Consider the following 25330-nt stretch of genomic DNA (forward strand, 5'->3'; position numbering starts at 1 on the left):
GGCCCTCAGCCGTCCAGGGCGGTGAGGGCCCGCGCCACGCGGGGCAGGGTCTTGCGCAGCAGACGCCGCCAGGACCCCGCGGCCAGCCCGCCGACGATCGCGTCCCGGGCCGCCGCGTCGTCGAGCGTCTCCATGGCCATCGCCCCGAGCCACACGCGGGCCCGCCGCGCCTCGGCCGCGTCCCGGGCCAGGTCGGGGACCTTCTCCTCGCCGTGCCACAGCGCCAGGTAGGCGATGTTGAGGGCGGGGTCCCACGCGCACGCGAGGTCCCAGTCCAGCACCCCGGCCAGCGCCCAGCGCAGCGGGGCGCGCGGGCCCTCGTCCTCGGGCACGGCACGCCAGCGCATGTTGTGCCCGGCCAGGTCGCCGTGCACGAGCGACGGCGGCACGGGCGGCGCGGCGGTCCACGCCGTCACCGCGTCCGTGAGGGCGGCCACCGCGTCCGGCCACGCCTCGGTGCCCAGCCGCGCGTCGACGTCGTGGCCCTCCCACGCCCCCAGGCGCGCGGCCACCGTCCCCGGCAGCGCCGCGACGTGCCGGGCGCGCTCCGACGTCCACGGGCCGCGGAAGGCGAACGGACGGCCGAGGTGCGGGGCGATCCGCGGGTCGGTGACGTCCACGGCGGCGAGGTCGTCGAGGACGCCGCGCAGCACGGCCGGATCGCCCTCGTGCGGCGGGTGCGGCCTGCCCGGGAGGAAGCGCTGCAGCACCGCGGCGCCCGGGCCCGCGGGGACGGGGTCCGAGAGGGCGACGGGCACGGCCCACGGCACGTCGCGTTCGGCCAGGGCCGCGGCGAGCCCGTCGAGGAGGGTCAGGCGCCGGGGCAGGTGCGCCGCGGGGTCCCGCTCGGGCGCCCACCGCGCGGCCGGGGCGGCGCCGACCTCGTGGGCCCGCGTCATCCGGAGGACGCCAACGTCCTCGAGCACGAGCACGCGGTGGAACTGCCCGCCCTCCTCCACGGACGCCGCGGCCCAGTCGGCTGTGCGGAGCCGGTGGGCGAGAGCGGGGTCGAGGCCGGGGCGGAGGTGCTGCAGGGCGCGGTGGACCGGCTCGAGCTCGCTGGGGGCAGGCGGGGAGACCACACGACCACGCTAACCCTCCCTCCGCCCTCCCCTCCCGGACTTTCGAACGTGACATCGGGGGAATGGGGACTTTCGAACGGGAGATAGGCCCTACCTCACGTTCGAAAGCGCCCGGGGGCAGAGGGGGCGGGCGGATACTGGAGGGCATGCCCGCCACCCCGCGCACGTCCCGCACCCCAGCTGTCCGACCCGCCCCCGCGCTGCCCGCCCCCTCGGCGCGCACGGTGCGGTGGGAGATCGCGATCGTCCTCGGCCTCTCCCTGGGGAAGTCGGCGGTCTACGCGATCGTCCAGCTCATCGACAAGGCCACCCAGGCCCCGCTGGGGGAGCAGACCACCGTCCTCAACCCGGCCCTGGCCGACCGCTGGGCCTTCGACCTGACCTATCAGCTGCTCGGCATCGGGTTCGCGCTGGTGCCGGTGGCCCTCGTGCTGCACCTGATGCACCTGCGCGGACGGGACCCGTTCCGGGTGCTCGGCCTCGACCTGCGTCGCCCCGGCCGCGACCTGGCCTGGGGCCTGGGCCTGTTCGCGGCCATCGGGCTGGGCACGCTCGGCGTCTACGCCGCCGGCCGGGCCCTGGGGATCACGACGGCGATCGTCGGCTCGGCGCTCGGGGAGAGCTGGTACCAGGTGCCGGTCCTGCTCCTCTCCGCGCTGCGGCACGGACTGCTGGAGGAGGTCATCGTGGGCGCCTGGCTCGTCGACCGGCTCGGGTATCTGCAGCGGCTGCGCGCCGCGGGGCTGGCGCACGATCCGGCGCCGGCCGTGCCGTCGTCGTGGGTGAGCGCCGAAGGGCTGTACCTGCCGACCCGCGCGGCCGTGGTGGTGCTCGCCCTCGCGCTGCTGCGCGGGGCGTACCACCTGTACCAGGGGATCGGGCCGGGCGTGGGCAACGCCCTGATGGGCGTGGTGTTCGCGCTCGTGTTCCTGCGGGTGCGCCGGGTGATGCCGCTGGTCATCGCGCACACGCTGCTGGACGCCGTCGGGTTCGTCGGCTACCCGCTGCTGGCGCGGGCGGGGCTGCTCGGCTGAGCCGCCCCGCCCCCGCGCTCAGAGCGTGACCTCGCCCTTCGGGGTGCGGAAGGTGACCGAGACGATGCCCGGGGTGCCGGAGGGCGCGACGTACTCGATGTTCACGTCCTGGACCTGGCCGTCCTCGTCGTCGCCGAGCCACTCGGCGAGGCGCTCGGGGGAGCCGGCGATGTTCAGGCGCTCGATGGTGGCCTGCGGCTCGGCCGCCTGCGAGGGGTGCATGTCCTCCTGGCCGTCGGCCCAGCGCAGGATGAACGGCAGCTGCGGGTCCGCGAGGGTTCCCTTGATGCCGATCTGCCGCCAGGACAGCTCCCGGCCGTCCGGGAAGCGACGGTTGCCGGGGACGGCCTCGCGGCCGAGGCGGCGCTCGAAGCGGCCGATGTCCGTGGTGGACACGGCCCAGCTCATCCAGCCCCCGCCCTGCTCGGTGCGGGCGCGCACGAGCTGGCCGAACGGCGCGCTGAGGGAGGCCGGGTGGTCCAGGGCCTCGACGACCTCCAGATACTGCCTGCCCGCCATGGGGAACAGGGCGTTCTGCGTGCCGAAGCGGGGGTGGACACCGCCCTTGATCCGCTCGATGCCCAGCGTCTCGGCGATGCGGGCGACCGTGGCGTCCAGGCCCTCGGGGCCGGCGGCGTAGGACACGTGGTCCATGCGACAGGTGTGCACTGCGCTGTTCCTCTCCGTTCCCGGGCTGCCCCGGGGGTTGACCTGGTGCGAGTCGCGGGGCGTCGAGCCCTTGACGGGTCGGGCGCCCCGTGCGGAGAGCGTATCCGCGGGTGACACGCGTGACGAAATCGTGGCGGGGCGGCGGGCTACACTCGGAGGCACGGTCACGAGAGTCAGCAACAGGCCCCGGCATGCTGACCGGCAACCCTCCTTCCGCGGTGGGGTGCCCCGGGTGACGACCAGGCCGGCCCCACAACGGACGCCGGCAAGCGCGGGCCGATCCCACGGCCCCTCTCGACGGCGCCGGGTCATCTCCGGCACCTCGACGACGCCGGTCCGCGAATCGGCACGTCGGCCGGCGGGCGGGGCGGCCGGGTCCGGCCCCTGAACCCCTCAGGAGGGTCCGCCATGACCGACCAGACCACCCCGACCCCCGACGCCTGGGGCTTCTCCACCGCGCAGGTCCACGCGGGCGTCGCCGTCGGCCAGCACGCCTTCGGTGCGACCGCCCTGCCGATCTTCCAGACCACCTCGTACGACTTCCCGTCCGCCCAGGTGGCCGCGGACCGGTTCGCGCTCAAGGACCTCGACCCGCTCTACACCCGCATCGGCAACCCGACGCAGGGCCCGGTGGAGGAGAAGATCGCCGCGCTCGAGGGCGGTGTGGGCGCGCTGCTGCTGGCCTCCGGTCAGGCGGCGACCACGTTCGCGATCCTCAACGTCGCCGGCGCCGGCGACCACGTGGTCGCCTCGGCCAGCCTCTACGGCGGCACGCAGAACCTGTTCAAGCACACCCTCGCCAAGGTCGGCGTCGAGACGACGTTCGTGACCGACCCGGACGACCTCGAGTCCTGGCGCGCCGCCGTCCGGCCGAACACCACGGCGTTCTTCGGCGAGACCCTCGGCAACCCGCGCGGGGACGTCCTGGACGTGCGCGCCGTCGCCGACGCCGCCCACGAGGCCGGCGTGCCGCTGATCGTGGACAACACGCTGGCCACCCCGTACCTGCTGCGGCCCATCGAGCACGGCGCCGACGTCGTCACCCACTCCGCCACGAAGTACCTCGGCGGGCACGCCGCGGCCATCGCGGGCGTGATCGTCGACGCCGGCACGTTCGACTACGCGCAGCACGCCGAGCGGTACCCCGGCTTCAACGAGCCGGACGAGTCGTACCACGGCCTCGTCTACGCGCGGGACCTCGGGGTGGGCTCGCCGCTCGGCGCCAACCTGGCCTTCATCCTCAAGGCGCGCGTGCAACTGCTGCGCGACTACGGCTCGGCCATCTCCCCGTTCAACGCGTTCCTGGTGAACCTCGGCCTGGAGACCCTGTCCCTGCGCATGGAGCGGCAGGTGGCCAACGCGGCCGCCGTCGCGCGCTGGCTCGAGGGCCGCGACGACGTCGAGCACGTGGTCTACGCCGGCCTGGAGTCCAGCCCGTGGCACGAGCGCGCCCAGCGCTACCTGCCGAAGGGCGCGGGCGCGTTCGTCTCCTTCGAGATCGCGGGCGGCCGCGAGGCCGGGGCCGCGTTCGTGGACGGGCTCACCCTGCACCACCACGTGGCCAACATCGGCGACGTCCGCTCGCTCGTGGTGCACCCGGCCTCGACCACCCACTCCCAGCTCACCGACGACGAGCAGCGCGCCGCCGGCGTCACCCCCGGCCTGGTGCGGCTCTCGCTCGGCGTGGAGGACATCGAGGACATCCTCGCCGACCTCGAGCGCGGCTTCGCGGCCGCCGCTCGCCGCGGCGACGACGACGCGGGGGAGCGGGCATGACCGCCGTCGCCACGCGTCCGTCGCGCACCGCGCTGCCCCGCGGCGGCCGCCACCGTCTGCGGGTCGGCGAGCTGCGCACCGAGACCGGCGGGCTGCTGCCCGACGTCGAGCTGACCTACGAGACCTGGGGCACCCTCGCCGCCGACGGCTCCAACGCCGTGCTCGTGCTGCACGCCCTCACCGGCGACGCGCACGTGGCCGCGCACGAGGAGGACCCGACGCCGGGCTGGTGGGACGCCCTCGTCGGCCCGGGCCGCGCCGTGGACACGGACCGGTGGTTCGTGGTCGCCCCCGCCATGATCGGCGGCTGCCACGGCTCCACCGGGCCCTCGACGCCCGCGCCCGACGGGCGGCCCTGGGGCTCCCGGTTCCCGTTCCTCACGCTGCGGGACGCGGTCGAGGCCGAGCGGCGCCTGGCCGACCACCTCGGGATCGGCGCGTGGCGTGCCGTGATCGGCGGATCGATGGGCGGGGCCCGCGCCCTCGAGTGGGCCGCGACCCACCCCGCGCGCGTCGCCGGGGTGGGCGTGCTGGCCGCCACCGCGGCCTCCTCCGCCGACCAGATCGCGTGGGGCCAGGCGCAGACCGCGGCCATCCGCCTCGACCCGGACTTCCAGGGCGGCGACTACTACCCCGGCCCCGGCCCCGTGGCCGGCCTGGGCATCGCCCGGCGCATCGCCCACACCACCTACCGCACGGCGGGCGAGCTCGGCCAGCGGTTCGGCCGGGAACCGCAGGGCGTCGAGGACCCGTTCGGCGCCGTCGTCGGGGTGCCGGGCGGGCGCGGGCGCTACGCCGTGGAGTCCTACCTGGACCACCAGGCGGCCAAGCTCACCGACCGGTTCGACGCGAACTCCTACCTCGTGGTCACCGAGGCCCTCATGGGCCACGACGTCGGGCGCGGGCGCGGCGGCGTGGCGGCGGCGCTCGCGGACTACCGGGGCCGGGCGTTCGTGGCCGCCGTCGACTCGGACCGGCTCTACCTGCCGGCCGAGTCCGAGGCGCTCGCGGCGGCGCTGCCCGCGCGGCCGCCGGTGCACACGATCGCCTCGCCCATCGGCCACGACGGGTTCCTCACCGAATACGGCCAGGTGGCCGACACGCTGAAGCGCACCCTCGCCCTCTGAACTTTCGTTCGGGAAACGGCGGCGTGTCGCGGCACTGTCGTTCGGGAAACGGACCCCGGCCCCCGCCGGCCGGGCTCAGGGCTCGACGACGTCCAGCGGCTCGGTGTGGTCCGAGCCCTGCGGCATCGGCGCGCCGAAGAGCGGCTCGGGGACGGGGCGCTTGGCCGTGACGCCGTCGCCCGAGGAGACGCCGCGGAGGCGGCGGACCACCCACGGCGCCAGGTGCGTGCGCACCCATGCGGCGTCCGACGCGCGGGCCGCGCGCCACGTGCGCGGCGCCGGCGGGGCCAGGCGCAGGTGCTCGAGGCCGTGCTCCACGCCGAGGGTGTCCAGCACCATCGCGGCGATCGTGTGGTGGCCGAGCGCGGAGAAGTGCAGGCGGTCCTCGGTCCACATCTCCCGCCGGGCGAGGTCCTTGAGCGACCACATGTCCGGCACCAGCGCGTCGTGCCGCAGGGCGATGGTGCGCACGTTCTCGTTGTAGATCGCCACGGTGCCGCGGATGCGGCCGATGACGGGCGTGCCCTTCACGTCGGTCGCGTTGAACAGCAGCACGGTGGCGCCGTCGGAGGCCAGGCGCTCGACGACGGCGTCCAGCCGGACCGCGATCTCGTCCGGGTCCGCGCCGCGCAGGATGTCGTTGCCGCCCGCGCAGACGCTGATGAGGTCCGGCCGCAGGGCGAGCGCCGGCTCGACCTGGTCCTCGGCGATCTGGTCCAGCAGCTTCCCGCGGACCGCCAGGTTGGCGTAGGCCAGGTCCTCACTGGGCGGGGTCAGGCGGGAGAGCTCCTCGGCCAGGCGGTCAGCCCAGCCGCGGTGGTAGCCGGGGCGGTCCGGGTCCGGGTCGCCGATGCCCTCGGAGAACGAGTCCCCGATGGCGACGTAGCGGCGCCAGGGATGGGCGGCAGGGTCGTCGACCGGGGTCGCGTCGGAGGCGTGCGGAGTCTGGGAGGAGGAAGGGTTACCCACGGGTAGGATTCTGCCCGCGTCGCGCGGGAGGGGTCAACCGCCGGGTGGGGCCGACCGCGCCGCTCGCTAGGCTGGCGGGCGTGAACGCGAACCCCACCCCCGCCGTCGAACCCGTTGTCCGCTGGTCCCGCCCCGAGGGCGAGCGCACCGAGGACCTGCTGATCGTCCTGCACGGCTACGGCGCGAACGAGGACGACCTGTTCGGCCTCGTCCCGCACCTGCCCGAGCACGTCACGGTGGCCGCCGTGCGCGCGCCCCTGCCCCTGCAGCCGGGCTCCTACGCCTGGTTCCCGCTCTCCCAGGACCCGGTCACGGGCGAGCTGGGCTCCACCGCCGAGCCGGTCCGCGAGGCCGTCGAGGCCCTGCACGCCTGGGTGCAGGCCGTGCGCGGGGACTTCCGCACCGTCTCCCTGCTCGGCTTCTCACAGGGCATGGCGATGGCCACGTCGCTGCTGCGCCTGGACCCGGAGGCCTACGCGTGCACCGTGGCGCTGTCCGGCTTCGTGGTGGACCCGGAGCTCACCGAGCCGCGGCTGCGTGAGCTGTTCACTCGCGACGACGACGTCGCCCGCCTCCGACCGAAGGTCTTCTGGGGCCGCGGCCAGGAGGATCCGATCATCTCCGAGCCCCGGGTGGAGGAGACCCATGCCTGGCTGAACGCCCACGTGGACCTCATGAAGATCGTCTACGCCGGGCTCGGCCACGCGATCAACGAGCAGGAGCTGGGCCACGTGAAGGAGTACCTCACGCACATGGTGCCGCCCCGCGGCTGACGCACCGGACCCGCCCGACGACGGCGCCACGGCCGCCCGCCGGGGCGCCGGCTCAGGCCTGCTCGGCCTGGACGACGAACGCCTCTCCGGCGAACTCGACGACGTCCCCGTCGTGCAGCTGGGCGCCGCGGCGCGTCTCCACCGCGCCGTTGACGGTGACGAGCCCGTCGGTGACGACGTCGCGGGCCATGGCCCCGTCGTCCACGAGGGAGGCGAGCTTGAGCGCCTGGCCGAGGCGGATGGACTCGTCACGGATGGGCAGGGGCTGGGCGTCGGGTGCGTTCGTCTCGGTCATGGTGTCCATCATGGCCGGTAGGCTGGACGGGATCGACCGGCGCGCCGCGCCGGAACGGGCCCGCCGCGTCGAAGGCGGCCGGGTGCCGTCGTCGTCGTGATCCCCTCCCGCCCCGCCGATGAGTACGGAAGTGATGCCTCCATGGCTGCCAAGTCCCCGCTGGACAACGTCATCAACCTCGCCAAGCGCCGAGGCTTCGTGTTCCAGGCCGGTGAGATCTACGGCGGTTCGCGCTCCGCGTGGGACTACGGGCCCCTGGGCGTGGAGCTGAAGGAGAACATCAAGGCCGAGTGGTGGAAGACCTTCGTGCGCTCCCGTGAGGACATGGTGGGCCTGGACTCCTCGATCATCCTGCCGCGCGCGGTGTGGGAGGCCTCCGGCCACGTCGAGACCTTCACCGACCCGCTCGTGGAGTGCACCCAGTGCCACAGGCGCCACCGCCAGGACCACCTGCTCGAGGCGTTCGAGGCCAAGAAGGGCCGGCCGGCCGAGGGCATGGCCGAGATCGTGTGCCCGGACTGCGGAACCCAGGGCGCCTGGACCGAGCCGCAGCTGTTCTCGGGCCTGGTCAAGACCTACCTCGGCCCCGTGGACAACGAGGAGGGCCTGCACTACCTGCGCCCGGAGACGGCGCAGGGCATCTTCGTGAACTTCCTCAACGTGCTGGGCGCGGCCCGGAAGAAGCCGCCGTTCGGCATCGGCCAGATCGGCAAGGCGTTCCGCAACGAGATCACCCCGGGCAACTTCATCTTCCGCACCCGCGAGTTCGAGCAGATGGAGATCGAGTACTTCGTGCCGCCGGCCGAGGCGGGCCAGCACTTCGACCGCTGGGTGGAGGACTGCTGGGACTGGTTCATCGACCTCGGCATCGACCCCGCGCACCTGCGGAAGTTCGACGTCCCCGCGGACGAGCGGGCCCACTACTCGGACGCCACGATCGACCTCGAGTACGACTTCGGCTTCACCGGCGGCGACGGCTGGGGCGAGCTGATGGGCATCGCGAACCGCACCGACTACGACCTGGGCCGGCACACCGAGCACTCGGGCACCAAGATGCAGTACTTCGACCAGGCCAACAACGAGCACTACACCCCGTACGTGATCGAGCCGTCCTTCGGCCTGACCCGCGCCATGATGGCGTTCCTCGTGGACGCCTACGCCGAGGACGAGGCCCCGAACGCCAAGGGCGGCGTGGACGTGCGCACCGTGCTCAAGCTGGACCCGCGCCTGGCCCCGGTCAAGGCCGCCGTGCTCCCGCTGTCGAGGAAGGCCGAGCTGCAGCCGGCCACCCAGTCCCTCGCGGCGGAGCTGCGCGGCCTCTGGAACATCGAGACGGACGACTCCGGCGCGATCGGCCGTCGCTACCGCCGCCAGGACGAGATCGGCACCCCGTTCTGCATCACCGTGGACTTCGACACCCTCGAGGACCAGGCCGTGACCATCCGCGAGCGGGACACCATGGCCCAGGAGCGCGTGGCGCTGTCCCAGGTGAAGTCCTACCTGCTGGAGCGCCTGGTCAAGTGAGCGGGGACGTGACGGGAGCGGCCGGGGCCGCGGGGCACGACGACGGCGGCGCGCCGTTCGACGCCGCCGCGGTGGCCGGCGGGGAGATCGTGCTGCGTCCCTGGCGGCCCGGGGACGACCTGGCCCTGCTCGAGGTGTGGGGTGACCCGGCCAACGCGCAGCAGCACCAGGACCGGGCGATGCTCGCCGAGGACGCGGAACGGCCCTGGCGCCGCGCGCTCGTGGCCGAGGCCGCCGGCGTGCCGGTGGCGGCGGGCGTCGTCTACGCCTCGTCCGTGCACCCGCGGCGGCTGTGGCTGTACGTCGAGACCGCGGCCGCCGAGCGGCGCCGGGGCATCGGCCGGGCGCTCGTGGCGGCCCTGCGGGGGCTCGCCGAGGAGGCGCACGCCGCCGGCGCCATCCCGACGACGGCTCTGAAGGCTCGGTTCGCCAAGGACGCCCTGGTGCCCGGTGTGGCCGGCGCCGACCCGCAGACCGAGGCCGACGGTGCGACGGGCCGCCCGCCCGTGGACACGGACGCCGTGCGCTCCCAGACCGCCGCGCTGGCCGCCGGCACCGAGGCGTTCCTCGTGGCCGAGGGCTTCACCCCCGTGCAGCGCTCCCGCCGCGTCGCGATCGCCCCGGGTGCCATCGGCCTGCCGGACGTGCGCGGGGAGGAGCACCCGGATGGCGTGGTCCTCGAGGAGGCCTCGACCGGCTCCGTCGAGCTGACGCAGGCGGTCGCCGCGTTCTATGACGCCGTGCACGCGTGGGACCCGTCGACCCTGAGCGTCGGGGCCGCCCAGCAGCTGCTGCTGGGCCCGGCCACCGGGGCCGCGGGCGCCGTCGTGCTCCGCGACGCGCCGAAGGCCGAGGGCGGGCGCATCCGCGCGTTCGCGGTGTCCTACACCCCGGAGCGCCAGGACGCGCCGGCCGACGTGCTCGTGGGCTGGGACCCGGAGCTGGGGGAGGAGGACGCGCTGCAGGCCGTGGCCGACCTGCTCGCCCTGCTCGTGGCCCAGTACCCCGTGCAGATCGAGGTGGACGAGGCGATGGCCCCGCTGGAGCGGATCGTGGACGGGCTCATCGGCGGCAACGCGGCGCGGACGCTGGTGGACACGTACGTGTTCGTGGACGACGCGCCGGGCGCGTGAACCGGGCGGCCGTAGCGGACCGCCGGCGCGCCCGCGCCCTGCGGGGCACGGTCCTGGCGGTGGCCCTGCTCAACGGCGCCTACCTGGTGGTCGAGATCATCCTGGCCCTGGGGATCGGCTCGGTGGCCCTCGTGGCGGACTCCGTCGACTTCTTCGAGGACTTCGCCGTCAACCTGCTGATCTTCGTGGCGCTCGGGTGGACGGCGGCCCGGCAGGCGGTCATCGGCAAGGTCATGGCCGGGGTCATCGTGCTCCCAGCCGTGGCGGCGCTCGTCATGGCGGCCACGAAGGTCGGGGACCCCGACCCGCCGGCCGCGGGCGTGCTGCTGGGGGTGGCCGTCGGCTCGATCCTCGTGAACCTCGTGTGCGTGGTCCTGCTGGCCCGCGTCCGCGTCGACGGCGGGTCCCTCACCCGGGCGGCCTGGCTCGCGGCGCGCAACGACCTCGTGGCCGGCGTCGTGCTGATCGCCCTGTCCGGGATCACGGTGCTGACGGCATCGGGCTGGGCGGACATCATCGTGGGCGTGCTTCTCGTGCTGCTCAACGGCTCCGCCGCCAAGGAGATCTGGGAGGTCGCGACCGAGGAGCACCTGGCGGCCCGGGCCCTCGCCGGCGAGGTCGACGACGACTGAGCAGTTCCTACGGGGTGGCGGGCAGCCGGGCGGCCAGCACCGCCCCGACGGCGGCCAGGCCCAGGAACACCGTCAGCGCCGGTGCCAGACCGACGGCGCCGGCCAGTGCCCCGACCGCCGGGCTGAGCCCGACCCCGGCCAGCCGCATGCACCAGCTCGTCACCGCCAGCCCGGTCTGCGGCCGGAGCCCGGGCGCCTCGTCGCCGAGCGCATAGGCCACGGGCACCACCACGGCGCAGCCCAGCCCCGCCAGCGCCAGCCCCGCGAACGCGGCAGGCACGGCCACCGGCCCCGGCAGCGGCGCCAGGGCCAGTCCCAGCCCCACGACGACGGCGCCCAGCCCCGCCGTCAGCGCCCCGCGGCGTCCCAGGGCGGCGAGGGTGCGGTCGCCCGCGAGGCGTCCGACGAACTGCGCGCCCAGCAGCGTCGACGCGCCGAGCACCGCCGCGGCCGGGTCCAGGCCGCGCTCGGTGATCAGGAACAGGGTGGCCCACGCGTTGCCGAACTCCTCCACACCGAACCCGGCCATCGCGATCACCACGGCGGGGACGAGCACGGCCACGGCGGCGCGGCGGGGGAGGGCTTGGGTGGCCGGGGCAGGCGGCGCGGACGTCTCCGACGGCGCGGGTGACTGATCCGAGGCGTCGCGGGCCGAGGCCGAGTCCGTGGGCGCCTCCGCCAGGAACAGGCGCCGGACCCCCAGCAGCACCGCGACGCACACGGCGCCGTTGAGGCCCAGGTGCAGGGCCGCGGGGCCGCCCACGGTGATGACCGCGGCGCCGAGCCCGGCACCGGCGGCCGCTCCGAGGCTCCAGCCGGCGTGCATGGTCGTGAGAACGGGCCGGGCCAGCCGGGTCTGCACCTGCAGGCCCTGCGCGTTCTGGGCGGTGTCCACAACGGCGTCGAGCACCCCCGATGCCAGGACGAGGCCCGCGAAGACCCACAGCGGCCAGGCCGCGGCCGTGCCCGCACCGTGCCCGGCCCCCGCGCCCGCCCCGGCGACGTCGAGGACGAGACCGGCCGCCGTCGTGAGCAGGGCGATGGCCACGCTGCCGGCGAGCATGACGCGTCGGGCGCCGAACCGGCGCAGGATCGGCGCGGGCAGAGGCCCGGCGAGCGTGCCGCCCACGGCGAGCGCGATGACGAGCAGGCCGAACGCGGCCGGGTCCAGGCCGAACGCGGCCTTGGCCTCCGGGTAGTGCGGGATGAGCGCGCCGAGCAGGGCGCCGTTCGTCGCGAAGGCGGCGGTGACGGCCCAGCGCGCGCGACGGGCTCGGGTGAACCCGTCGGCGGCCGGAACGTGCGGCGCGGCCTGGCTCATGCATCCCAGCCGAGCAGGCGCCAGACCTCCGCCCAGCCGGCGAAGATCTTCGCGTTGTACTCGACCCCGAGCTGGTTGGGGTTGGCGAACAGGACCCAGTCGGCGGCGGCGACGGCGTCGTCGGCGGCGAGCTTCTCCGCGACCTCCTCGGCGGACCCGGCATAGGTCGGGCCGGAGCGGGCGGCGCCGCCCTCGAGCATGCCGGAGGAGTCGCGCGAGGCCCGCTCCCGGCCGAAGTACAGCTCGTCCTCCCGGTCCTGGATGACGAACGCGGAGCGCGTGACCGCCGTGCGGCCCGGACCGGCGTGGCCGGCCGCGGCGAAGGCCTCCCGGTAGCGGGCGATCTGGTCGGCCTGCTGGACGTGGAAGGGGCGGCCGTCGTCCTGCAGGAGCAGGGTGGAGGAGAGCATGTTGTAGCCGTCCGCGGCGGCGCCGGCCACCGAGCCCACGGAGCCCGACCCCCACCAGATCCGGTCCGCGAGCCCGGGGGAGTACGGCTCGATCCGCAGCGGCTGCGAGCTGTGCGCCCAGCCGGAGGCGAGGTCCGGCGTCGCGATGCCCTCGCCGCGCACGGCCGCGAGGAAGCGGCGTCCGCGCTCGCGGGTCACGTCGGCCCAGGTCTGCCCCTCGTCGAGGGTGTAGCCGAACTGTGCCTGGCCGTCGAGGGCGGCCTCGGGTGAGCCGCGGGAGACGCCGAGCTCGAGCCGGCCACCGGAGATGAGGTCCGTGGTGGCCGCGGCCTCGGCCATGTACAGGGGGTTCTCATAGCGCATGTCGGGCTTGTGGCGTTGGTGCGACCGGCTCTGCCGTTTACAGGTACCGGCAGACCTGGTCCGCGCTGCACGAGTCGGGGTCGGGCTGCGCGGCGTCGCGTCTGAGCTCGGTGATGGTGTCGCGCAGCGCGGCGAGCTGGGCGATCTGCTGCTCGATCTCGGCGAGGCGTGCGTCGAGGAGGTCGCGCACGTGCTCGCAGGGAGCAGCGCCGTCGTCGCGGATGTCGAGGATCTGGCGGATCTGGGCGAGGGTGAGGCCCGCGGCCTGGCCGCGGTGGACGAAGTCGATCCGGGCGGCCGTCTCGGGCGCGTAGTCGCGGTATCCGGACGGCGTGCGCTCGGCCGGCGGCAGCAGGCCCTGCTCCTCGTAGAACCGCAGCGTCTTCGCCGTCGTTCCCGCCCGCTCGGCGAGTTCCCCGATGCGCATCGCAGGCCCCCTCTTCTTTCGGCAGAAGTCCTCTTGACCTTCCCCTGCACTGGAAGGTCCAGTATGGCTGAGACAGACCGGAAGACCAAGTGTTGACAGGAGCTGCGATGCCCACGAAGTACGACCTCGCTATCATCGGATCGGGCGGTGGTGCGTTCGCCGCCGCGATCCGCGCGACCACGCTCGGCAAGTCGGTGGTGATGATCGAGCGCGGGACGCTGGGCGGCACCTGCGTGAACACCGGCTGCGTGCCGTCGAAGGCCCTGATCGCCGCGGCCGACGCACGGCACTCCGCGGCCGACGCCGCCGACCGGTTCCCGGGGATCGCGACGACGGCGGGGCCGGTGGACATGCCCGCCCTGATCGCCGGGAAGCAGGCGCTGGTCGAGTCGCTGCGGGGCGAGAAGTACGCCGACGTCGCCGACTCCTACGGGTGGGCCGTCCGCCGCGGCGACGCCGCGTTCGCCGGCACCCCCGACGCTCCGGTCCTCCAGGTCGCCGGGGACGACGGCAGCACCGAGACGATCGAGGCCGGGCACTTCCTGGTGGCGACCGGCTCTCGGCCGTGGGCCCCGCCGATCGACGGCCTGGACGAGACCGGGTACCTGACCTCGACCACGGCGATGGAGCTGACCGAACTCCCTGAGTCCCTGCTCGTGCTCGGCGGCGGCTACGTCGCCCTGGAGCAGGCGCAGCTGTTCGCCCGGCTCGGCTCCCAGGTCACCGTGCTGGTCCGGTCCCGGCTCGCGTCGAAGGAGGAGCCGGAGGTGTCCAGGACGCTGGAGGAGGTGTTCGCCGACGAGGGCATCCGGGTGGTCCGCCGCGCGCTGCCGACGCGGGTGTCCCGCGACGCCGCGACCGGGCAGGCCGTCGTCACCGCGGACGTCGCCGGGGGGCGGGAGGAGTTCCGCGCCGACCAGGTGCTCGTCGCCCTCGGACGACGACCGGTCACCGACGGGCTCGGCCTCGACAGGGTCGGGGTCGAGACCGGGGACCTCGGCGAGGTGGTCGTCTCCGACCGGATGCAGTCCTCCCACCCGCGGATCTGGGCCGCGGGCGACGTGACCGGCCACCCTGAGTTCGTCTACGTCGCCGCCCACCACGGCACCCTCGTCGCCGAGAACGCGTTCGCCGACGCCGACCGGGCCGTGGACTACGCCCGACTGCCGAGGGTGACGTTCACCGGCCCGGCGATCGGCGCGGTCGGGATGACCGAGAAGGACGTCGTCGCCGCCGGGATCCGCTGCGACTGCCGCGTCCTGCCGCTGCACCACGTGCCCCGCGCACTGGTCAACCGCGACACCCGCGGCTTCGTCAAGATCGTCGTGGACGCCGACACCGGGAAGATTCTCGGCATCACCGCCGTCGCCAAGGACGCCGGCGAGCTCGCCGCCGCCGGGGTCCACGTGCTCGGCAAGACGGTCGCCGAGGTCGCCGACGCCTGGGCCCCCTACCTGACCATGGCCGAGGGCATCCGGATCGCCGCCAAGGCCTTCACCACCGATCCGTCGCTCCTGTCGTGCTGCGCGTGAACGCGCACGCAGACAATCGGGGGGAACGCTCAGCTGGGAGAGGAACAGACGATGAGCGGCGATAAGGACCACGACTCGCATCGCGCGGGCGTGCTTGTCGGTGCTGGGACGGGCTTGCTCCTGTTGGCATGCTGCGCGCTTCCGCTGCTGATCTGCTGCGGCCTGCCTCTCCTCGCCGCGGGCGGAGCCCTCGCAGGTATCGGAGGTTTCCTCGGCAACCCTTGGCTCATCGGTGCCGGGATCGCAGTCGGGGTGGCCGTCACAGCGGCGATCGTCCTCCGGCGACTGCGGCGGCACCGACGTCGCTCGACCGGCTGCTGCGGCAATCGTTCGACTACTGACCGGGGTCAGTAGTTCGAGTGGCTCCAGTCATCGTCGCCAGTTCGGCCACGTCGGCATCCCGCGACCCTTCCAGGTCTCCACGAGGCCAGCAACCCAGCGGACGGACGCGAAGACCCCGTAGCCGGCCGCCGCGAGGCCCGCGGCGATCACGAGCCAGCGCCCGATCCCGAGCCACACGCTACCGTCCACGTCCAGCGCCCACTGAGCGCCTGTGATGAGCCCAGCGATGCCCATCCAGAGCCCGGCGACGACCACCACCACCGGCAGGAGTGCGAGGCACATCGCGGCGGCGGCCGACCAGAGCTGACGGGCCTCCAGCTTCGCCGTGGCAGCGATGATCCGCTCGGCGCGCTCGTTCGATGCGTCGAGGTTTGCCGCGATCGTGGCAGACGCCTCCCCGGCGACCTGTTCGACGGCCTTCACGACTCGCTCCTCGGTGCGCTTTTCGATCCGCTGCACCGCGCCGCCGACCTGGCTGACGAGCTTCTGGTTCGCCGCGGCCTGCGCCTTGAGCCCCTCAATCGCCGATGCCGTAGCCGCGTGATTCCTCTGCGCCTCCGCGACCAAGCTCTGCGACGCGGCGTTCAAGCTCTCGCCGTTGAGACTCTGCGCGAACTCGCCGAGCGTGCTCGCGATCTCGTTCAGCCTGCTCTCGATACTCGCGATCCTCGCGGACGCGTCGCTGGAGGGCGAGGAGGTCGACGCCGAGGCCGTGATCCGCTCCAGCCGCCTCGTCGTCTCCTCGTCCATGACCTTCACGAACCCTGCGAGCTTCTTCTGCTGCTCGGCCAGCCGGTCGAGCCTCGCGTTCTGCGCCTCGACGGCGGCGAGGATCGAGGTCAACGCCTCCATCGTCTCCGGACTGTCGAGCTGCTGCTGCGATCCGCTCTGCGCGTTCTGCTGCTTCAGCCTGTCGAGCGCTGCGCTCATGTTCCTGCTCCTCCTGCTGCTGGTGATAGTCGAAGAACGCCTGCGCGCCCTCCGGGGTGAAGTCCGCCGAGAGTGCGCTCGCGCGCTTGCGGCGCTCGGCGCGTCCGGACTCGCCGCGGCGGTCCTCGATGTAGAGCGTCCAGGTCTCCTGCCCGGCGCGCTTGCCCTTCTTGCTGACGGGGCTGTGCAACCGCATCCGCAGCACCCGCTCCCCGTCATCGCCGCGCTGCTGGTTCTGCTCCTCGATCACCGCTTCGAGACCGGCCTTGTCCACCGCACGGGGATCAGCCAGGGCGGCGCTCATCCGGTCGCCCATCTCGCGGTCGAGCCTGCCCTCGGCGAAGTCCTCGCGGCGCAGCTCCCAGTCCTTCGGCGCGTGCTCCAGACGCTTCACGACCGAGAGACCGTGCTCGCGCATGAGCTCGTCGTTCGCTGACTGAACGCCCCGCTGGTTCCCGGCCTTGCGGTCGTGGAACGTGCGATAGTCCGAGAGCGCCTTCCCCGTCCGATTGCTGTGGTTGATGACCAAGATGTGGTTGTGCGGCTTCTTCCCGCGTCCGTCCACATGGCTCACCACGAGGCAGTCCGCGTTGGGGTGCATCTTCTTCGCGAGCTGGTAACCCAGATCGTTCACCCGCTGCACGTCCTCAGGATTCTTTGGGTCGAACTCGTCGTCGCTGAACGACTGCCTGTAGTGCAGCGCCTCGACGTCACGCTTCGTGTTCTGGGTGAGCGCGCGGGCGCGCGCCGAGAACGCGCCGGGGCCTCCCGGCACGTCGCCCGTGATCGCGACGCCGCGCTCGTCCTCCTTGCCCCGGATGTAGCGCTCGGTGTCGGCGGCGTTGGCGCTCGGACTGTAATGCGTCGTGCTCATGAGGCCGCCCGATCCCCGAGCAGCGCGCGGACCTCGTGCAGCAGCTCGATCAGCTCGGGCACCTCCGCCGACAGCGCCACCGGCTCACCCGCGCGAGCACGGCGGTCCAGGTCGTTGACGTTGATCGCGAGCGGGCGCACCTGGGCGGCCAGCTCCCGAGCATCAGCAGACGCCTGCACGCGCTCCTCGACCCCGAGCAGCTGCGCGGCCACGGCGGCATCCAGCTCCTCGCTCCGAGAGGCGTGCAGGGCATCGCGCACGACGGTCCGCACCCACGTGCTCGGAGCCAGCCCGAGCCGCTTCGCACGAGTGCGAAGCGCCGCGAGCGTGGCGTCATCGAAGCGGGTGTCGAGCCTCCCGCCGCCCCCACGACGACGCTTCGCGCCGCCGTGACTCTGGCGCACAGCCTCCGCATCAGCCCGACCGGTGTTCACCTGGGAGTCGGTCTGCTGCTCCACCTGTACGCCAGAGTGGCAAGCAGTAGCCGTGTCGGACGTTTCGCTGGCGCTCATGTCCTCCCCGGCTGCTTGCGAGGGGCCTCCGGCCCCCTCGACCCCCTGGAAGAGCGCATCGCGTTCGGTGCTCATGCGGCACCTCCGATCAGCGCCAGCGGCACGTCAGGGCTCCGCACCGCGAGCCCACCCAGCAGCTCAGCAACCGCGCCCTCCGCATCATGTTCGGCCGAGGTCTCCGGGCCGTAGGTCAGTTCCCGCGACCCGACGTTCTGGTGGTACGCGTTGCCGTACATACCGGGCGTGTGCGCGGCGGTCGGAACGCTGCACTGGTGCCACTCGTAGGGCTCGATCTTCCCGATGTGCTGCACGAGGTAACGATTGATGTCGTCGGCACGATAGACCTTCACGACCGAGGCCAGCCGGCGGATGAACTGGTCCAGCGCCTCGTCCACGTTGCCCTTCTGGCGGGCGTAGTAGAAGAACTCGACGGGCTCGATCGTCGCCGTGATGACGATGAGGCGCGGGGCGACCTCGCCCTTGTTCTTGTAGCGGGCCTTCGCAGGCGAGGCGTTGTACGGATCGAGCAGCAGCAGCCAGTCGTTCGCATCCATCGCCGAGGCCCGCAGATCGTCCAGCAGCAGCACTTCCTCGCCCCGCCAGTCATCAAGCGGGTTCCCCGTCGCGGCCCGGTAGACCTGCCACCGCTCGCCGTGCGCGTTCGCCGCGTTGATCGCCTCGGTAATGAAGTCCGTGGCGAACCGGGTCTTGCCGATCCCGGCATCCCCATGGACGAACACCACGTGCGTCGAGAACTCACCGGCGCGCAGCTTCGCCGCCGCCCGGTATGCGCGACGCTGGCCGTAGGCCGACAGCGCGTCGTCGATCTCCCGCTGATGCCGCGAGTAGATATCGAACAGCTCGTCCGTGAGCATGATCTGATCCCGCGTGATCTCACCTTGGAGAACGCGCTCCCGCATGTCCTCGAAGTTCTCGGCGACGATCTTCTTCTTCACGTGGGCGCGGCCCTTCAGCCACGTCTCCCGGCGCTGGGCGTCGATCCCGAGGTAGTCAGGCCCACGCACCGTGGCGACCTCCGAAGGCGCGTACTGGTGCTTGTCCGCGTACTTCACGTGCGTCAGATACGACAGCATGTTGTCGAAGGCGTACCGCCCGCGGCCAGGCTTCTCGACGTACTGGGGCTCGACGCCGATGCCGAACGCGAGCCGATCCAGCGGCGCACTCTTCGCACGGCTGGCGAACTTGATCACGGCGTGCAGGTGCTCGGGCTTCGGTTCGACCACCAGGGCCTTATCCGTGTCACTCCAGACCTCGCGCTCGTCCCTGTCGTGCACGATGCCGTAGGCCTCGACGACCTGGCAGCCGGTGGCCTCGAGCCGCTGCACCACGTAGGCGAGGATCGCCTCGGCACCCTGCTGGAGCAGCGCGGCCCCGTTCGGGTCCTCGGCAGCCCAGGCCCAGTACGACGGATCGAGGTACTGCGTGAGCCCGATGCTCGTCGGGTTGTTCTCCTGCTTAGCCACGGCGACCACCCCCGCCGCGGGCGGCGCGGAGGGCCTCAGAGGGAGTGCGGCGCCTAAATGACCCCCTATTGACCCCCAAATGAGACCCCATATGATCCCGCGGGACCACGCGACGGAGCGAGGGCGGAACAGGCCGCTGACCAGGCATGTTGTTGCAAGGCGCGGCAATCGACAAGCCCTTGCCGCGCCCGTAGGAACGAATGAGGGTCTCGTAACTCTTGGAGTGCGAAGCACGGCTACGGGCAGCCATCACGACGACGGGCAGCCCGCCTTCGGCGGGTGCCAGGCCAGGCCCTCCGGGCGGGGTCAGGTTGGTGGGAGCGGTGCTGAGGTTGCGTGCGTCGGCGTACATCAGCGACCACCGCCCCGGCCGTAGCGCTTGATGACAGCCTGATGCGTGACGCCGAGGGCGTCGCCGATCCTGGCCCAGGTCACCCCATCGGCTCGGGCGTCGGCGACGGCGATCTCGACGGCCTCCTCCAGCACAGAGCGGAGCACGCCGAGGTCGTAGAGCTGGGCCTCGGCGTCGGCGAGGGACGGGTCGCCCTGACGCCAGCGGAAGCCGGTCAAGTGATCGAAGGCGGCGGAGTTCGCGCTCATCAGCGACCACCGCCCATCACAGAGGCAACGGCGGCGCGCTGGCGCGGGGTCAGCGGAGTGAGTGCCAGGCGCTCACCGGCTCGGCGGCCAGCGGCGCGGGCGGCGGCGATGACGGGATCGTGGCCGTCTGCCTGCGGAGAAGGAGCGGAGCCCTGATCGAGGCCAGGGCGGACGAGCGCGGATGCGCGGGGAACGTCGATAACGACAGACATCGGAAGTCCTCAGACATGAGTATCTTCCGGTTCCCCGCCACGGTAATTGGGCTGTTTGACCGGCTACTCATCCGGGAGCAGAACCCCGCGCTTCTAAGTCGCGGCCCCGGTGGGATCTTCTTGTCTGCAACCATTCTTCCATGACTCGACTCACCAGTGCAATGACGAGTCGAGTCATGAGTCAGTCGCGTCTCGGCTCGATCCGCACGAGATCGGGGTCGAACTTCACGTGACCCGGCATGATGGGCTCGATGGTCACCGTCACCAGCTCGTCCACGAGCATCCGGCGACGGTCCATGTCCAACGCCTTCCACTTCGACTCGACAACCTCGCGGCGCTCCGCGGTGCCGACCGGCTCATCGACCTCCGCCAGCAGCTTCGCCGCCACCGACACCGAGCGGTCGAGCAGCTCCGCGTCGATCTCGTCGATGCGAGCCTTCACGTCGTTGATCGCCGCCGTGATCTCCAGGACCGGCTGATGGATGTCGCGCAGCAGCGGGCTCAGCGCCTTCACCCGCTCGACCAGGGCGTTCCGCTCGGTCAGCAGTTCCTCGCGATCCGGCCCGGCGGCTTCCTGCGGCATCACGAGGTCGTGCACGTCCACGGACGACAGGCGCGTGAGCACCGCCTCGGTGACCATCGCATCGACGGGCTCGCGCTGGCGGGTGAGATGGAACTGCTCGCCACAACAGTACGTCGGCTGCTTGCGGCTGTTCGTCCCCGAGACGAGCGTCGCGCCGCACTTCCCACAGAGGCCGATCGTGGACAGGAGGTACTTCGGCTGATTGCCCTGCCTCGCCGACCTCCGCACGTTGTCCTCCAGCTTCGCCACCGCGGCCCGCCACGTCTGCTCGCCGACGATGGGCGGGAACGCCTCGCCCTGCACCGGGTACAGCTCGCCGGTCTTGTAGTGGCGGATGAAGCCAGCGTAGAGCGAGTTCGCCAGCAGATACCGCACAGCATCGACGGAGAACTCCGACCCGCGGGCGGTGAGGTGGCCAGCGCTGTTCAAGTCCTCCCGGATGCGACGGATCGACAGCGACGGCTCACCGAGGAACGCATCGAAGGCCCGCCGAACTGCGGCGGCCTCCTCCTCGATCAGCTCGCCCTCCCTCGTCCAACCGAACGCCTTCCAGGTGGACGCCGGGATGCCTTCGGCGCGGCGGCGCTCATTCGACCTGATCTGCCGCTCCGCCTTGCGTCGAGCCTCGAACCGGGCGAGAGCGGCGAGCATCGTCGCTCGGAACTCTCCGTCGGCCGTCGAGAGGTCGATCTCGCCGTCCACTGTGACGACGCGCAGGCCGAGGTCGATCAGCGTGTTGAGGTCCTTCGTGCTCCGCAGCAGTCGGTCCATGTCCACGGCGACGACCATCGAGAATCGACCTGCTCGGGCGTCGTCCAACATCTCGGCCCAGCGGGTGCCAGCTCGACGCTTCTTCGTCGCCGACACCGCGTTGTCCTCGTAGACCTCGACCACGTTCCAGTCCTTGGCCTCGGCCAATGCCCTGATCTTCCTCAGTTGTGTATCGACCGTCCAGCGGTCGCCTTTGCGGTCCATGGAGGCGCGGACGTAGGCCGCCACCTCGTTCGTCTTCCTCAGCGCTACCAGTTCGACCATGCAACCAAGCTTACGTGGACGAGTGTTGCAACCCCGACATGCGCTACCGCAGGTCGATCACGCCGGTGCCGAGGCTGATCCGCTCGGTGCGGGCGGCCATCGCGGCGAGGATCGGGAACGGCGAGGAGAACATCCGCTGGAAGTGGTGGACGCGCAGCCAGGCGCCGTCGAGCCCGGCGTCCTCGGCGGCCACGGCCATGGGGACGACGTCGTCGAGGGCCTGCCGCGCGTCCGGTTCGGCGCCGGGCCGGTGGATCCAGTGGCCGAAGTTGAGGAAGCCGAGGTGCTTGCGGGTCATGCCGGGTGCAACCGCGGGGCGGGCGGGGCTGTTCACGGTGCTCGTCTGACCGCCGGCCGGCGACATCACCTGCGGGCAGACCCGCGGAGATGTCGCTGCGGAGCGGTCGATCGCCGCGGCGTCCGCCATACTGGCGGGCATGAGCGAGCAGTGGAGCGAGAAGGACATCGAGCTGGCGAACCGGCTCTTCGACATGGCGCGGGACGGGGACACGGCCCAGCTGAAGGCATACCTGGACGCCGGGGTGAGCACGCGCCTGCGCAACCACACGGGCGACTCGTTCCTCACCCTCGCCGCCTACCACGAGCACCCGGACACCGTGGCGATGCTCATCGAGGCCGGCGCCGAGATCGAGCACGCCAACGATCGCGGCCAGCGCGCCCTGACCTGCGCCACGTTCAAACGGGATGTCGCCTCGATGCGGCATCTGCTCGCGGCCGGGGCGGACCCGGACGCGGGCACCCCCTCGGCGCGTCAGACCGCTCAGATGTTCGCCGGTGCTGACCTGCTGGCGGTGCTCGACGGCGGGGACGCGGCGCCGGCGTCGGAGGCCTGACCCGCCGGGAGGACGGTCTGCCCGTCCCGGCGGGGCGCCTCGGCGATCGCCTCCCAGCGGGCCGCGTCGTGGGGCACGGTGACGCGGGTGCCGGGCGGAATGGAAGAATGGGATCCGACATGACTTCTTCCCACACCCTCCCCGCCGCGGCGGCGGCCGACGGCGACGACGTCGCCGACCCTCACGCCCCGCACTACGCCAAGTCCGCCGGCGCGGGTCGACGCATCACCGACGACGATCAGCTCCACGAGGCCCGCCACCCCGCCCCGACGACGGACCGCCTGACCCTGCCCCCGCTGCGGCTGGGACCGCTGACCATCGACGTCCCCGTGGTGCTCGCCCCGATGGCCGGCATCACCAACACGGCGTTCCGCCGCCTGTGCCGCGAGTACGGTGGCGGCCTCTACGTCAACGAGATGGTCACGGCCCGCGCGCTGGTCGAGCGGAAGCCCGAGTCGATGCGGATCATCCAGCACGACCCGGACGAGGTGCCCCGCTCCGTGCAGCTCTACTCCGTGGACCCGGTCACCACCGGCGCGGCGGTGCGGATGCTGGTCGAGGAGGACCGCTGCGACCACATCGACATGAACTTCGGCTGCCCCGTGCCCAAGGTGACCCGCCGCGGCGGCGGCTCGGCCCTGCCGTGGAAGTCGGAGCTGTTCGCCTCGATCGTGAAGGCCGCCGTCACCGAGGCGGCCAAGAAGGACATCCCGGTGACCGTGAAGATGCGCCGCGGCATCGACGAGGACCACCTGACCTTCCTCGACGCCGGCCGCACGGCCCGCGACCTCGGCGTCGCCGCCGTCGCCCTCCACGGCCGCACCACCCGCCAGTTCTACTCGGGCACCGCCGTGTGGGACGACATCGCCCGGCTGCGCGAGGCCCTGCCGGACATCCCCGTGCTCGGCAACGGCGACATCTGGTCCGCGGAGGACGCCATCGCGATGGTCGAGCGCACGGGCGTGGACGGCGTCGTGATCGGCCGCGGCTGCCAGGGAAGGCCCTGGCTGTTCGGGGACCTGCAGGCCGCGTTCGAGGGCCGCCAGGACCGGTTCCACCCGACCCTGGGCATGGTCGCGGACACGCTGTACCGCCACGCCGAGCTGCTCGTGGACACCTTCGGCGGCGACGAGACGAAGGCGCTGCGGGACATCCGCAAGCACGTGGCCTGGTACTTCAAGGGCTACCCCGTGGGCTCGGAGATCCGCACCGCCCTGGCGACCGTCCCGGACCTGGCCACGCTGCGCGAGATCCTCGCCCGCGTGGACCGGGACCAGCCCTACCCGGGCGAGGCCGCCGAGGGCCCCCGCGGCCGGGCCGGCGCCCCCAAGCGCCCGCACCTGCCGGACGGCTGGCTGGACTCCCGCGAGCTCAACGCCGAGCAGCAGGCCATGATCCAGGCCGCCGAGCTGGACGTCTCCGGTGGCTGAGCCCACGCCGCCGGAGCCCGCCGCCGGAACGCCCGCCGCGCCGTCGTCGCCCTGGACCGGCGCCGCCCACCAGCCGGTGCTGTTCGGCCCGGAGGGCCGGCCCCCGTATGCCGGCCGCGCCGTGCAGACCCCCGGCTACACGCCGTGGGACCGGGAGCGGTGGCTGCCCGAGCCGCCCAAGTCCTCGTACCGCTCGGACTTCGAGCGGGATCGTGCCCGCGTGCTGCACTCCGCGGGCCTGCGCCGGCTGGGGGCCAAGACCCAGGTGGTCGCCCCGGACGCGGACGACTTCGCCCGCACCCGCCTGACGCACTCGCTCGAGGTGGCGCAGGTGGGGCGTGAGCTCGGCCGGTCGCTGGGCTGCGACCCCGACCTCGTGGACACCGCCTGCCTGTCCCACGACCTCGGCCACCCGCCCTTCGGGCACAACGGGGAGAAGGCGCTCGACGCGCTCAGCGAGGACGTCGGCGGCTTCGAGGGCAACGCCCAGACCCTGCGCCTGCTGGCCCGCCTCGAGCAGAAGAAGCTCTTCGCGGACGGCTCCTCCGCGGGCCTGAACCTCACGCGCGCCGCCCTCGACGCCGCATGCAAGTACCCGTGGACCCGTGAGGACGCCCCGCTGCGCCCCGACGGCACGCGCTCGCGCAAGTTCGGCGTCTACGAGGACGACCTGCCCGTGTTCCGCTGGTTCCGCGCCGGGGTGCCCGGCACGCGCACGTCCATGGAGGCCCAGGTCATGGACCTCGCGGACGACATCTCCTACTCCGTGCACGACGTCGAGGACGGCGTGGTCAACGCCGTGTTCCAGCTCAAGTGGCTGGCCATCCCGGAGCACCGGGAGCGCGTCGTGGAGACCACCCGCCAGTGGTACCTGCCGCACACGGACCCGGCCGAGGTCGACGCGGCCCTGGCCCGCCTCGAGGCCACCGACGTGTGGGTCTCCGAGATGGACGGCTCCCGGCGGGCGCTGGCGGCGATGAAGGACATGACGAGCCAGCTGATCGGCCGGTTCTGCAGCGCCGCCTTCGACGCCACGCGCCAGGTGTTCGGCAACGAGCCGCTGACCCGCCACGGGGCCGACGTCGTGGTGCCCGAGGAGACGGAGACCGAGATCGCCGTGATGAAGGGCATCGCGGCGGCCTACGTGATGACCGCGGAGCAGCGCCAGCCGCTCTACGCGCGGCAGCGCGAGGTGCTCGCGGAGCTCGTGGCGCTGCTGGAGGCCACGGGGGACCGGTACCTCGAGCCGATGTTCACGTTCGACTGGGCGCAGGCCCCCGACGACGCCGCCCGGCGGCGCGTGGTGATCGACCAGATCGCCTCGCTCACCGATTCGACCGCCGTCGAGTGGCATCACACCCTGGTGCAGGGCGCGGAGTTCCGGCGCGTCTGGATCTGAGGGGCCGC

Annotated in this window: 25 protein-coding genes, 1 pseudogene and 1 riboswitch; of the genes and pseudogenes, 12 read left to right on the forward strand and 14 right to left on the reverse strand. The window is 72.8% G+C overall.

The annotated features are described in order from the left end of the window. Window positions 1-5: 5 nt before the first annotated feature. The gene (locus MLUT_RS14550; protein WP_012750770.1) at window positions 6-1082 is read right to left on the reverse strand and encodes a phosphotransferase family protein; all 1077 of its coding nucleotides are present in this window, start codon (window positions 1080-1082) and stop codon (window positions 6-8) included. 146 nt (window positions 1083-1228) lie between these two features. Here MLUT_RS14550 and MLUT_RS14555 point away from each other — a divergent pair, with 146 nt between their 5' ends. Beyond that, window positions 1229-2116 carry a CPBP family intramembrane glutamic endopeptidase gene (locus MLUT_RS14555; RefSeq protein WP_010079228.1) on the forward strand — a complete coding sequence of 296 codons (888 nt, stop codon included), beginning with the start codon at window positions 1229-1231 and terminating at the stop codon, window positions 2114-2116. 18 nt (window positions 2117-2134) lie between these two features. Here the strand turns inward: MLUT_RS14555 and MLUT_RS14560 are convergent, their stop codons facing one another. Continuing rightward, the gene (locus MLUT_RS14560; protein ID WP_010079227.1) at window positions 2135-2770 is read right to left on the reverse strand and encodes a VOC family protein; all 636 of its coding nucleotides are present in this window, start codon (window positions 2768-2770) and stop codon (window positions 2135-2137) included. Window positions 2771-2947: 177 nt separating this feature from the next. After that, window positions 2948-3063, forward strand: a riboswitch (SAM riboswitch). A 130-nt stretch (window positions 3064-3193) separates the two neighbouring features. On the opposite strand from MLUT_RS14560, the gene MLUT_RS14565 reads away from it, so the two are divergent. Together MLUT_RS14565 and metX are read left to right on the forward strand one after the other, a co-directional pair. Next, on the forward strand, window positions 3194-4561 hold the full coding sequence (locus MLUT_RS14565) for a bifunctional o-acetylhomoserine/o-acetylserine sulfhydrylase (protein WP_010079226.1): 1368 nt from the start codon (window positions 3194-3196) through the stop codon (window positions 4559-4561). After that, a complete protein-coding gene (gene metX, locus MLUT_RS14570) occupies window positions 4558-5688 on the forward strand; it encodes a homoserine O-acetyltransferase MetX (RefSeq protein ID WP_010079225.1) in 1131 nt (376 codons plus the stop codon). The genes MLUT_RS14565 and metX overlap by 4 nt, the downstream gene beginning before the upstream one ends. A 75-nt stretch (window positions 5689-5763) precedes the next feature. On the opposite strand, the gene MLUT_RS14575 is transcribed toward metX, so the two are convergent. Beyond that, window positions 5764-6657, reverse strand: coding sequence for an SGNH/GDSL hydrolase family protein (locus tag MLUT_RS14575; RefSeq protein WP_010079224.1), 894 nt, complete (start codon window positions 6655-6657; stop codon window positions 5764-5766). A gap of 80 nt (window positions 6658-6737) precedes the next feature. Here MLUT_RS14575 and MLUT_RS14580 point away from each other — a divergent pair, with 80 nt between their 5' ends. After that, entirely contained in the window at window positions 6738-7430 is a 693-nt protein-coding gene (locus tag MLUT_RS14580; RefSeq protein ID WP_010079223.1) for an alpha/beta hydrolase, read from the forward strand. Window positions 7431-7482: 52 nt separating this feature from the next. On the opposite strand, the gene MLUT_RS14585 is transcribed toward MLUT_RS14580, so the two are convergent. Next, window positions 7483-7725: an RNA-binding S4 domain-containing protein gene (locus tag MLUT_RS14585; protein WP_012750772.1), complete on the reverse strand. Its 243-nt coding sequence runs from the start codon at window positions 7723-7725 to the stop codon at window positions 7483-7485. Window positions 7726-7866: 141 nt separating this feature from the next. Here MLUT_RS14585 and MLUT_RS14590 point away from each other — a divergent pair, with 141 nt between their 5' ends. Genes MLUT_RS14590 through MLUT_RS14600 form a run of 3 tightly spaced genes read left to right on the forward strand, consistent with a single transcriptional unit; the run spans window position 7867 to window position 11014 of the window. After that, window positions 7867-9249, forward strand: a complete 1383-nt coding sequence (locus tag MLUT_RS14590) for a glycine--tRNA ligase (protein WP_010079221.1) — start codon at window positions 7867-7869, stop codon at window positions 9247-9249. Beyond that, complete coding sequence (locus MLUT_RS14595) at window positions 9246-10382, forward strand: GNAT family N-acetyltransferase (RefSeq protein ID WP_010079220.1); 1137 nt, start codon at window positions 9246-9248, stop codon at window positions 10380-10382. The genes MLUT_RS14590 and MLUT_RS14595 overlap by 4 nt, the downstream gene beginning before the upstream one ends. After that, on the forward strand, window positions 10379-11014 hold the full coding sequence (locus tag MLUT_RS14600; RefSeq protein ID WP_010079219.1) for a cation efflux transmembrane domain-containing protein: 636 nt from the start codon (window positions 10379-10381) through the stop codon (window positions 11012-11014). Before MLUT_RS14595 ends, MLUT_RS14600 begins: the two co-directional genes overlap by 4 nt. A gap of 7 nt (window positions 11015-11021) precedes the next feature. Here the strand turns inward: MLUT_RS14600 and MLUT_RS14605 are convergent, their stop codons facing one another. Genes MLUT_RS14605 through MLUT_RS14615 form a run of 3 tightly spaced genes read right to left on the reverse strand, consistent with a single transcriptional unit; the run spans window position 11022 to window position 13535 of the window. After that, window positions 11022-12335 carry an MFS transporter gene (locus tag MLUT_RS14605; RefSeq protein WP_012750773.1) on the reverse strand — a complete coding sequence of 438 codons (1314 nt, stop codon included), beginning with the start codon at window positions 12333-12335 and terminating at the stop codon, window positions 11022-11024. Beyond that, entirely contained in the window at window positions 12332-13108 is a 777-nt protein-coding gene (locus MLUT_RS14610; protein ID WP_012750774.1) for an LLM class flavin-dependent oxidoreductase, read from the reverse strand. Before MLUT_RS14610 ends, MLUT_RS14605 begins: the two co-directional genes overlap by 4 nt. Window positions 13109-13145: 37 nt before the next feature. Continuing rightward, the gene (locus MLUT_RS14615; protein WP_010079214.1) at window positions 13146-13535 is read right to left on the reverse strand and encodes a heavy metal-responsive transcriptional regulator; all 390 of its coding nucleotides are present in this window, start codon (window positions 13533-13535) and stop codon (window positions 13146-13148) included. Between the two features lie 107 nt (window positions 13536-13642). Between MLUT_RS14615 and merA the strand changes: the two genes are divergently transcribed. Both merA and merT read left to right on the forward strand, forming a co-directional pair. Further along, entirely contained in the window at window positions 13643-15067 is a 1425-nt protein-coding gene (gene merA, locus MLUT_RS14620) for a mercury(II) reductase (RefSeq protein WP_010079213.1), read from the forward strand. Between the two features lie 51 nt (window positions 15068-15118). Then, window positions 15119-15421: a mercuric ion transporter MerT gene (gene merT, locus MLUT_RS24335; RefSeq protein ID WP_019175582.1), complete on the forward strand. Its 303-nt coding sequence runs from the start codon at window positions 15119-15121 to the stop codon at window positions 15419-15421. Between the two features lie 15 nt (window positions 15422-15436). Here the strand turns inward: merT and MLUT_RS24325 are convergent, their stop codons facing one another. The 7 genes and pseudogenes from MLUT_RS24325 to MLUT_RS24050 form a co-directional block, all read right to left on the reverse strand. Beyond that, window positions 15437-16339: a hypothetical protein gene (locus MLUT_RS24325; RefSeq protein ID WP_012750775.1), complete on the reverse strand. Its 903-nt coding sequence runs from the start codon at window positions 16337-16339 to the stop codon at window positions 15437-15439. A 412-nt stretch (window positions 16340-16751) separates the two neighbouring features. Beyond that, window positions 16752-17213, reverse strand: a pseudogene (locus MLUT_RS24330) (relaxase/mobilization nuclease domain-containing protein); the annotation flags it as partial. Continuing rightward, entirely contained in the window at window positions 17210-17671 is a 462-nt protein-coding gene (locus MLUT_RS14635) for a hypothetical protein (protein ID WP_225348371.1), read from the reverse strand. The pseudogene MLUT_RS24330 and the gene MLUT_RS14635, both read right to left, overlap by 4 nt. A 125-nt stretch (window positions 17672-17796) precedes the next feature. Further along, on the reverse strand, window positions 17797-19218 hold the full coding sequence (locus MLUT_RS14640) for a Rep family protein (protein ID WP_012750776.1): 1422 nt from the start codon (window positions 19216-19218) through the stop codon (window positions 17797-17799). 342 nt (window positions 19219-19560) lie between these two features. Next, window positions 19561-19809: a hypothetical protein gene (locus MLUT_RS14645; protein ID WP_007321353.1), complete on the reverse strand. Its 249-nt coding sequence runs from the start codon at window positions 19807-19809 to the stop codon at window positions 19561-19563. Window positions 19810-20202: 393 nt separating this feature from the next. Continuing rightward, window positions 20203-21639 carry a recombinase family protein gene (locus tag MLUT_RS14650; protein ID WP_029248236.1) on the reverse strand — a complete coding sequence of 479 codons (1437 nt, stop codon included), beginning with the start codon at window positions 21637-21639 and terminating at the stop codon, window positions 20203-20205. Between the two features lie 43 nt (window positions 21640-21682). After that, window positions 21683-22078, reverse strand: a complete 396-nt coding sequence (locus MLUT_RS24050) for an LLM class flavin-dependent oxidoreductase (protein ID WP_231936575.1) — start codon at window positions 22076-22078, stop codon at window positions 21683-21685. Here MLUT_RS24050 and MLUT_RS14660 point away from each other — a divergent pair. The 3 genes from MLUT_RS14660 (at window position 22077) to MLUT_RS14670 (ending at window position 25322) form a co-directional block, all read left to right on the forward strand. After that, on the forward strand, window positions 22077-22493 hold the full coding sequence (locus tag MLUT_RS14660) for an ankyrin repeat domain-containing protein (RefSeq protein ID WP_010079207.1): 417 nt from the start codon (window positions 22077-22079) through the stop codon (window positions 22491-22493). The genes MLUT_RS24050 and MLUT_RS14660 overlap by 2 nt on opposite strands. Window positions 22494-22612: 119 nt before the next feature. Continuing rightward, complete coding sequence (gene dusB / locus MLUT_RS14665; RefSeq protein ID WP_010079206.1) at window positions 22613-23923, forward strand: tRNA dihydrouridine synthase DusB; 1311 nt, start codon at window positions 22613-22615, stop codon at window positions 23921-23923. Beyond that, a complete protein-coding gene (locus MLUT_RS14670; protein WP_010079205.1) occupies window positions 23916-25322 on the forward strand; it encodes a deoxyguanosinetriphosphate triphosphohydrolase in 1407 nt (468 codons plus the stop codon). Before dusB ends, MLUT_RS14670 begins: the two co-directional genes overlap by 8 nt. Window positions 25323-25330: the final 8 nt, after the last annotated feature.

The organism is Micrococcus luteus NCTC 2665 (assembly GCF_000023205.1).
Taxonomy (GTDB): Bacteria; Actinomycetota; Actinomycetes; order Actinomycetales; family Micrococcaceae; genus Micrococcus; species Micrococcus luteus.

Coding starts and splice junctions, on each gene's coding strand:
- MLUT_RS14645 (WP_007321353.1), bottom strand. CDS start 19,809: ATGAGCGCGAACTCCGCCGCCTTCGATCACTTGACCGGCTTCCGCTGG.
- MLUT_RS24325 (WP_012750775.1), bottom strand. CDS start 16,339: ATGAGCGCAGCGCTCGACAGGCTGAAGCAGCAGAACGCGCAGAGCGGA.
- MLUT_RS14650 (WP_029248236.1), bottom strand. CDS start 21,639: ATGGTCGAACTGGTAGCGCTGAGGAAGACGAACGAGGTGGCGGCCTAC.
- MLUT_RS14660 (WP_010079207.1), top strand. CDS start 22,077: ATGAGCGAGCAGTGGAGCGAGAAGGACATCGAGCTGGCGAACCGGCTC.
- dusB (WP_010079206.1), top strand. CDS start 22,613: ATGACTTCTTCCCACACCCTCCCCGCCGCGGCGGCGGCCGACGGCGAC.
- MLUT_RS14585 (WP_012750772.1), bottom strand. CDS start 7,725: ATGACCGAGACGAACGCACCCGACGCCCAGCCCCTGCCCATCCGTGAC.
- MLUT_RS14590 (WP_010079221.1), top strand. CDS start 7,867: ATGGCTGCCAAGTCCCCGCTGGACAACGTCATCAACCTCGCCAAGCGC.
- MLUT_RS14555 (WP_010079228.1), top strand. CDS start 1,229: ATGCCCGCCACCCCGCGCACGTCCCGCACCCCAGCTGTCCGACCCGCC.
- MLUT_RS14615 (WP_010079214.1), bottom strand. CDS start 13,535: ATGCGCATCGGGGAACTCGCCGAGCGGGCGGGAACGACGGCGAAGACG.
- MLUT_RS14605 (WP_012750773.1), bottom strand. CDS start 12,335: ATGAGCCAGGCCGCGCCGCACGTTCCGGCCGCCGACGGGTTCACCCGA.
- MLUT_RS14565 (WP_010079226.1), top strand. CDS start 3,194: ATGACCGACCAGACCACCCCGACCCCCGACGCCTGGGGCTTCTCCACC.
- MLUT_RS14610 (WP_012750774.1), bottom strand. CDS start 13,108: ATGCGCTATGAGAACCCCCTGTACATGGCCGAGGCCGCGGCCACCACG.
- MLUT_RS14560 (WP_010079227.1), bottom strand. CDS start 2,770: ATGGACCACGTGTCCTACGCCGCCGGCCCCGAGGGCCTGGACGCCACG.
- merT (WP_019175582.1), top strand. CDS start 15,119: ATGAGCGGCGATAAGGACCACGACTCGCATCGCGCGGGCGTGCTTGTC.
- metX (WP_010079225.1), top strand. CDS start 4,558: ATGACCGCCGTCGCCACGCGTCCGTCGCGCACCGCGCTGCCCCGCGGC.
- MLUT_RS24050 (WP_231936575.1), bottom strand. CDS start 22,078: ATGCCCGCCAGTATGGCGGACGCCGCGGCGATCGACCGCTCCGCAGCG.
- merA (WP_010079213.1), top strand. CDS start 13,643: ATGCCCACGAAGTACGACCTCGCTATCATCGGATCGGGCGGTGGTGCG.